The 6,000-nt window shown below is 50.6% G+C and carries 7 protein-coding genes and 1 other RNA gene; all 8 read right to left on the bottom strand.

What is annotated here, in order from left to right:
- Positions 1 to 137: 137 nt before the first annotated feature.
- Positions 138 to 407, bottom strand: coding sequence for a pro-sigmaK processing inhibitor BofA family protein (locus MHH82_RS00710; protein WP_009595500.1), 270 nt, complete (start codon positions 405 to 407; stop codon positions 138 to 140).
- 50 nt (positions 408 to 457) lie between these two features.
- Entirely contained in the window at positions 458 to 745 is a 288-nt protein-coding gene (locus tag MHH82_RS00705; RefSeq protein WP_009595542.1) for a hypothetical protein, read from the bottom strand.
- Between the two features lie 224 nt (positions 746 to 969).
- On the bottom strand, positions 970 to 1,569 hold the full coding sequence (gene recR, locus MHH82_RS00700) for a recombination mediator RecR (protein ID WP_009595539.1): 600 nt from the start codon (positions 1,567 to 1,569) through the stop codon (positions 970 to 972).
- A 25-nt stretch (positions 1,570 to 1,594) separates the two neighbouring features.
- The gene (locus MHH82_RS00695; RefSeq protein WP_009595540.1) at positions 1,595 to 1,906 is read right to left on the bottom strand and encodes a YbaB/EbfC family nucleoid-associated protein; all 312 of its coding nucleotides are present in this window, start codon (positions 1,904 to 1,906) and stop codon (positions 1,595 to 1,597) included.
- Positions 1,907 to 1,946: 40 nt separating this feature from the next.
- Entirely contained in the window at positions 1,947 to 3,662 is a 1,716-nt protein-coding gene (gene dnaX / locus MHH82_RS00690) for a DNA polymerase III subunit gamma/tau (protein WP_340962551.1), read from the bottom strand.
- Positions 3,663 to 3,957: 295 nt separating this feature from the next.
- An RNA gene (ffs, locus tag MHH82_RS00685) (signal recognition particle sRNA large type) lies at positions 3,958 to 4,224 on the bottom strand.
- 117 nt (positions 4,225 to 4,341) lie between these two features.
- A complete protein-coding gene (rpmE, locus tag MHH82_RS00680; RefSeq protein ID WP_006207505.1) occupies positions 4,342 to 4,539 on the bottom strand; it encodes a 50S ribosomal protein L31 in 198 nt (65 codons plus the stop codon).
- A gap of 172 nt (positions 4,540 to 4,711) precedes the next feature.
- Positions 4,712 to 5,989: a radical SAM protein gene (locus MHH82_RS00675; RefSeq protein WP_012818387.1), complete on the bottom strand. Its 1,278-nt coding sequence runs from the start codon at positions 5,987 to 5,989 to the stop codon at positions 4,712 to 4,714.
- Positions 5,990 to 6,000: the final 11 nt, after the last annotated feature.

Genomic DNA, 6,000 nt, shown 5'->3' with positions numbered 1-6,000 from the left:
AATATATCATACTAGCTTGCTGTTGGTCAAGAGTTTTTTTGATTATTTTTCAAATTCAAGTACTGCCTGACCGGTGAATCTCTATCACCCGCAATCAAACGGGCGAACATTAATGTATCATAGAATATGAGCATACGTCAACTACCTAATATCGTAAATTTTAAACCGACAAGAAGGGCCACACCAGGCAAGCCCAGGACCATGACCGTTCCTATGGTCATCGGATTCAGAGGAATATACGCTTCAGCTGCTAATCCGGTGAAATTCACAACATAGATAGCTACAGCCGAAAGGGCCAGATGCGCCCCGAATACAGTTAGCCATCCCAGCCCGAGCTTCTTTCTAAACACAACATAGATAAGCAGCAAGAGCGATATGCATAGTACGCCAAGCACAATCAATTTCATAGATACTCCTCCTTCAAAGGTCAATAGGAATCCTATCAATCAACTCTCGGTTAACCGTTCTCCCTTTTTTGCTCGATATACTGCATCCTTGCTCCATCCAGATTAAGCTGCTTGGCCTGTTTAAGATTCATCTGGTATTTGCGCTCTGCCGCCTCCAACATGTAGATCGCATAATCGATCTGATCCTGTCCCGTAGCCTCCTGGAACAGCAAGTGGGCCCGCTCCCACTCCATCTGGGATCTCTGGACGTCCAGGAAGACATGCCACATCCGTTCTTGCTCCTCTGCCGTGATATACGTTTCCTCTTCTTTCTTCCTCGACTTCCACCATATCTTCATTCCTTTCACTCCCTACGAATATGAATGATTAACCTGCCCTTATAAAGACCGTCTGTAACATTCATATCGAGAGAGGGACAAACTTAGAACCATAAGAATACTTTCAATTTCTACTTTCTTGGCCTAGAAATGTGCAAACAAAAAACGAGCCATCAGAATCGCTTCCGATGCTCGTTCTTATGTTGCTTTCATATTTCAATCAAATGCTGCAGGGATCAATAATATCAGTTCAGTTCTCTTCGACCTTCAAGCGCTTTGGATAAAGTCACTTCATCTGCGTACTCCAGGTCACCGCCAACCGGCAGTCCATGGGCAATACGAGTCACCTTAATATCAAAAGGACGGACCAGGCGCGATATGTACATCGCCGTTGCCTCCCCCTCGATATTAGCGTTCGTCGCCAAAATGAGTTCTTTCACTCGTTCGTCACTTAAGCGCGTGAGGAGCTCCTTCAGACGGATTTCATCCGGCCCGATCCCCTCCATCGGAGATATGGCCCCATGGAGGACATGATAGTAGCCCTCGAATTCCTTCGTGCGCTCCATCGCCACCAGATCCTTCGCATCCTGTACAACGCAGATTATCGAAGCATCCCGAGTCTTGTCCTGACATACCCGGCATGGATCCGTATCCGTGATGTTACAGCAGACGGAGCAGTAGTGCAGATTCCTTTTGACACTGACTAGCGCTTTAGCAAAATCAATAACGTCATCTTCCTTCATGTTCAGAACATGAAAAGCCAGGCGGGCGGCCGTTTTCGGTCCCACACCCGGCAGTCGCGTAAAGGCATCGATGAGCTTCGCGATCGGTTCAGGATAGTACAAATGTAACTACTCCTTCTAGGTTAGTTTAGAACAAGCCCGGGATTTTCATGCCGCCTGTGAATTTGCCCATATCGGCGTTCGCAATTTCTTCAGCCTTGGCAAGTGCATCGTTAACCGCAGTCAGCACCAGATCCTGCAGCATTTCCACATCATCCGGGTCAACCGCCTCAGGCTTGATGTTGATGGACAAAATTTGTTTATGGCCATTCGCTTCTACGGTAACCACGCCGCCGCCGGAAGTTCCTTCAACGGTTTTTGTAGCAAGCTCTTCCTGCGCCTTCAGCATTTGCTCCTGCATCTTTTTCACTTGCTTCATCATTTGGTTCATATTATTCATGATTCATCTCTCCTTATAATAGGGTGCACGTAGGGACGCGCTAGTCTTTTATGACAACGAGGTCTTCTCCAAACAGCTGGATCGCCTCATCAATCCATGGTTTTTCTCCACCGGCATCAGCTTCTTCATGTTCCAGCTTAAGCTCTTCCGCCTGAGGCTTGCCGACTCCTTCTACCGCATCATTCCAGTCGCGAAGCATCATGGTCACCAGATGGTACGGCTTGCCGAGCATAGACTCAAGAACCCCTTCAATCACCTGTTTGTTGGCAGGTTTCTCCGTGGTTTCGCGGTGGATGTTGTTTTTGAAAGCGACAAGAACCTTGTCTTCCCATACGGATACGGGCTCGCCATCCATCAGCCATGCGTGAACCGTTACCTTCTCCTCTTTCACGTTCTGCAGAATTTGGGCCCACTGCCGATGTACAGCGGTATAATCCTCTCCGGTCCGGGAGGATACATACTGATCCATATGCTGCGGAATCTTGGCCGTTGAAGCTGCTTTCGGTGCAGGTGTTCGGGTAGACTTGGCCGGTTCGCGTTGATTCGATGCAGGAACACCGTTTTGAATCAAACGTTCCAGCTTTTTCTCAAGTGCGGCTACATGCTGCTTCAGCTGAGCCAGTTCTCCCGCATCGGCCGTAGAATGGGCAGGTGCGGACCCGCCCCCGGATTGGGTAATGCCGGAAAGCTTGAGCAGTGCCACCTCAAACAGGGTTTGCGGCTGCGAGGCATATTTCATCTCACTCTGATAACGGTTGAGCGTATCAATCATTTGAAACAGCTCATCCCGGCTGAAGGCATTTGCCATCTCCTGAAACTCGGCCGGGTTCAAAACCCGATCAGTCAGCTTGTCGGCATCGGGAACCATCTTGATCATAAGCAAATCGCGGAAATAGTACAGGAGATTCTCCATGCATTTATCTGCGCTTTTTCCCTCCTGCATGAATTGCTCCACGATCTGCAGGACCAGCCCGGCATCCCCCTGCTTCACGGCGCCGGCCAGACGGCCAAACTGCTCTGAGGCAATGCCTCCCGTCATGTCCATGACCTGCCGGTAAGATACGGTACCTCCAGTGAAGGAAGCGATCTGATCCAGAATGCTCAAAGCATCCCGCATACCGCCATCCGATAGACGCGCAATATACTGCAGCGCTTCATGCTCAGCCGTAATGCCTTCTTCCCCGCAGATCTGCTCCAGACGTCCGGTTTGTTCCTCCAGGGACACCCTACGGAAGTCAAACCGCTGACAGCGTGAGATAATCGTTGCCGGAAGCCTGTGCGGCTCTGTTGTCGCTAGTATAAACATCACGTGTGCCGGCGGCTCCTCCAGCGTTTTCAGCAAGGCATTGAACGCTTCCGTCGTCAGCATGTGTACTTCATCAATAATATAAACCTTGCGCCGTACTTCGGTCGGTGCGTATTTGACTTTCTCCCGCAAATCACGAATTTCCTCGACGCCGCGGTTGGATGCCGCATCAATTTCCTGGACATCCATGACGGCTCCGGACGTTATGCGCCGGCAGGCCTCGCATGCATTGCAGGGTTCCTCAGCCGGACCATGCTCGCAGTTCACGGCTTTGGCCAAAATTTTAGCGGCACTGGTCTTGCCTGTACCCCGTGGACCGCTGAACAGGTAGGCATGGGAAACCCGCTGCTCGCGAATGGCATTCTGCAGGGTCTGGATAATATGCTGCTGGCCCACCATGTCGCCGAACGACTGTGGTCGCCAAGCTCGATATAACGCGATATGTTCCACTATGCTTTACCCTCTTTCAACTTCCACTTCGCGAAGATTAGGAAATCCAAGGCTAACACCAAAGCCTAATCCTCACGTGCTTTACAAGTTATATTCATGGTCAATCCCAGCCTAAACGGCATGAGTCAACGGTTATATTATACTACATTCTATACTACTTTCCCCTGCCTTAGCAAAACGTTTACTTGGAAAACTTTATCCAAAGTTCACGTGAAGCATTCGCTCCAATTTAGAATCCCGCCTGGACAAAAAACACCCTTGCCAAAGGCAAAGGTGTTATGTGCAGATATGTATACCGTGCACCTGTTATTGATCATTGCGATCCGAGCGGCAATCCTGAGCAGCAACTCGGGCTAGGCACTCCTCCGGCACAAAAGCGGTCTTGCTTATGGCTGCTTCCTTCCGGACCTGACCAGGTTCACAAGTGCTCATTGCGGAGGACCCAACCGTCAACGTTGAGCGCAGGGACCAGCCTCACATCGACAACACCTCTAACAGGAATTCAACCTCGCTACAGCGGATTGCGAGTTACAGGGCACCGCTACCTCCCCGTCTAGCACGGCGAACTTTAGTATATCGCATGGCTACCAAAAAAGCAACCGACGGAAGAAGTTGCATACTCCATCGGCCCTGCAGACAGACAAAAACCCTCCAGCCACAAGGGCGAAGGGTTTGTTTATTAGATACCGTATTTCTTCTTGAATCTATCAACACGACCGCCAGCATCCAGGAATTTCTGTTTACCTGTGAAGAACGGATGACAGTTCGAGCAAATCTCTACACGAAGATCGGGTTTCACAGAACCTGTTTCAAACGTATTACCGCAAGCACAAGTAACTGTAGTAACGTGATATTTCGGTTGAATATCTTGTTTCATTGTAGCTTTCACCTCTTTCCGCCCTGAGCCTCATGCGGACCCAGAGTTATATGGACACATAAAAGGAGTATAGCACGAGCAAATTGAATGCGCAATAGTCCATACACAAATCATCAGACAAGTCCGCAATTGGAACTACACCCTATTTTTAGCACATTCGAGACCGTGCAAGTTATATAATCGAAGGCCGCTTTTTCGGTCTCGCCTGTCCAGCAGGGGGCACATGCGTATAGGAGCCGATCACCACATCCGGCAGCTCCTCCTGCATGATCTCGATCGCCTGCTTCATTCCGAGAATCTCGCCTTGGGCAGGCGGGATGAGGCCAAGATAGCTCTCAGGGTCAATATTCAGATTGCGAAGCTGAATCAATTTGAGTCCCGTGCGCCGGGCAAACTCGATCATGGCTTCCAGCTCTTCCTCGCGGTCGGTCACGCCCGGAAAGATCAGATAGTTAATGGATGTATATACGCCCTGATCCGTTGCGTAACGAAGAGATTTCTCCACATTAGCGAGCGTGTAGCCTCTTGGCTTGTAGTATGCGTTATAATGGGCATCCAATGCACTGATCGTGCTGACTCTCATCAGATCAAGACCCGCATCCACGATACCGCGGATAAAATCGGTCAGTCCCGCATTGGTGTTAATATTAATGTAACCCATGTCGGTCTGTGCCCGGACTTCTCGCATAGCCTCTATAATGATCTTCGCCTGGGTGGAGGGCTCGCCCTCACAGCCTTGGCCAAAGCTGATGATCGACTCCGGGGTCTTCAGATGCTCCAGCATGACCTGCACCAGCTCATCCACTCTCGGACGGAAGTTCATGCGCGTCTGCGGGGAGACAAAGCCGCTGTCATCCGGCTGTTCCGAAATGCAACCGAAGCAGCCCGCATTGCAGGAGTAAGACACGGGAACCGCGCCTTCCCAGCGATTCAGGAAGGTGTTGGACGCCGTCAGACACTCGTATCCCAGCGCACAGTTAGACAGATGTTCGTAGAGCCGGTTCTCCGGATACTTCTCCTTCAGCGTCTTAACCCCATGCTCAAGGTCATCCAGGTCACAATTCACAGGATTCCATTTCTCGGGATCGTCGGACAAACGCGCCGTCGTATAGAAAGCGCCATCCTTCCATACGACTGCCGAGTAACCAAACAGCGGCAGCTTATACTCCTTGTCCGACTTCACGTACCCCGGCAGGCAGAGCCGGGTGTAGCCTTGCGGCAGAAGCGCTCCGACAGCCGTATACCCGTCCTCAAGCGGCATCATGTCACCGGTCTCCGGATCCATTCCGATCGCTCGGGTACTCGGCAGTCCGACCAGCGTAGCTCCTTCCGGCAAAGGTATCAATTCATCTTCCAATATCTCGACGATCATATCTCCGCTGCGGGCCAGCCCGAACAGCTCGGAATGATCGTATACATTCCCTTGTTCATCTGCATAAACCAAATACATGTTGATCTCCT

The organism is Bacillus sp. FSL K6-6540 (genome assembly GCF_038007545.1).
The sequence above is the reverse complement of the archived record's forward strand: the minus strand, read 5'-3'. Positions and strand labels throughout refer to the sequence as shown.

Excerpts from the sequence above, each read along its gene's own strand:
- MHH82_RS00710 (WP_009595500.1), bottom strand. The coding sequence starts at position 407 with ATGAAATTGATTGTGCTTGGCGTACTATGCATATCGCTCTTGCTGCTT.
- MHH82_RS00705 (WP_009595542.1), bottom strand. The coding sequence starts at position 745 with ATGAAGATATGGTGGAAGTCGAGGAAGAAAGAAGAGGAAACGTATATC.
- MHH82_RS00695 (WP_009595540.1), bottom strand. The coding sequence starts at position 1,906 with ATGAATAATATGAACCAAATGATGAAGCAAGTGAAAAAGATGCAGGAG.
- rpmE (WP_006207505.1), bottom strand. The coding sequence starts at position 4,539 with ATGAAACAAGATATTCAACCGAAATATCACGTTACTACAGTTACTTGT.
- MHH82_RS00675 (WP_012818387.1), bottom strand. The coding sequence starts at position 5,989 with ATGTATTTGGTTTATGCAGATGAACAAGGGAATGTATACGATCATTCC.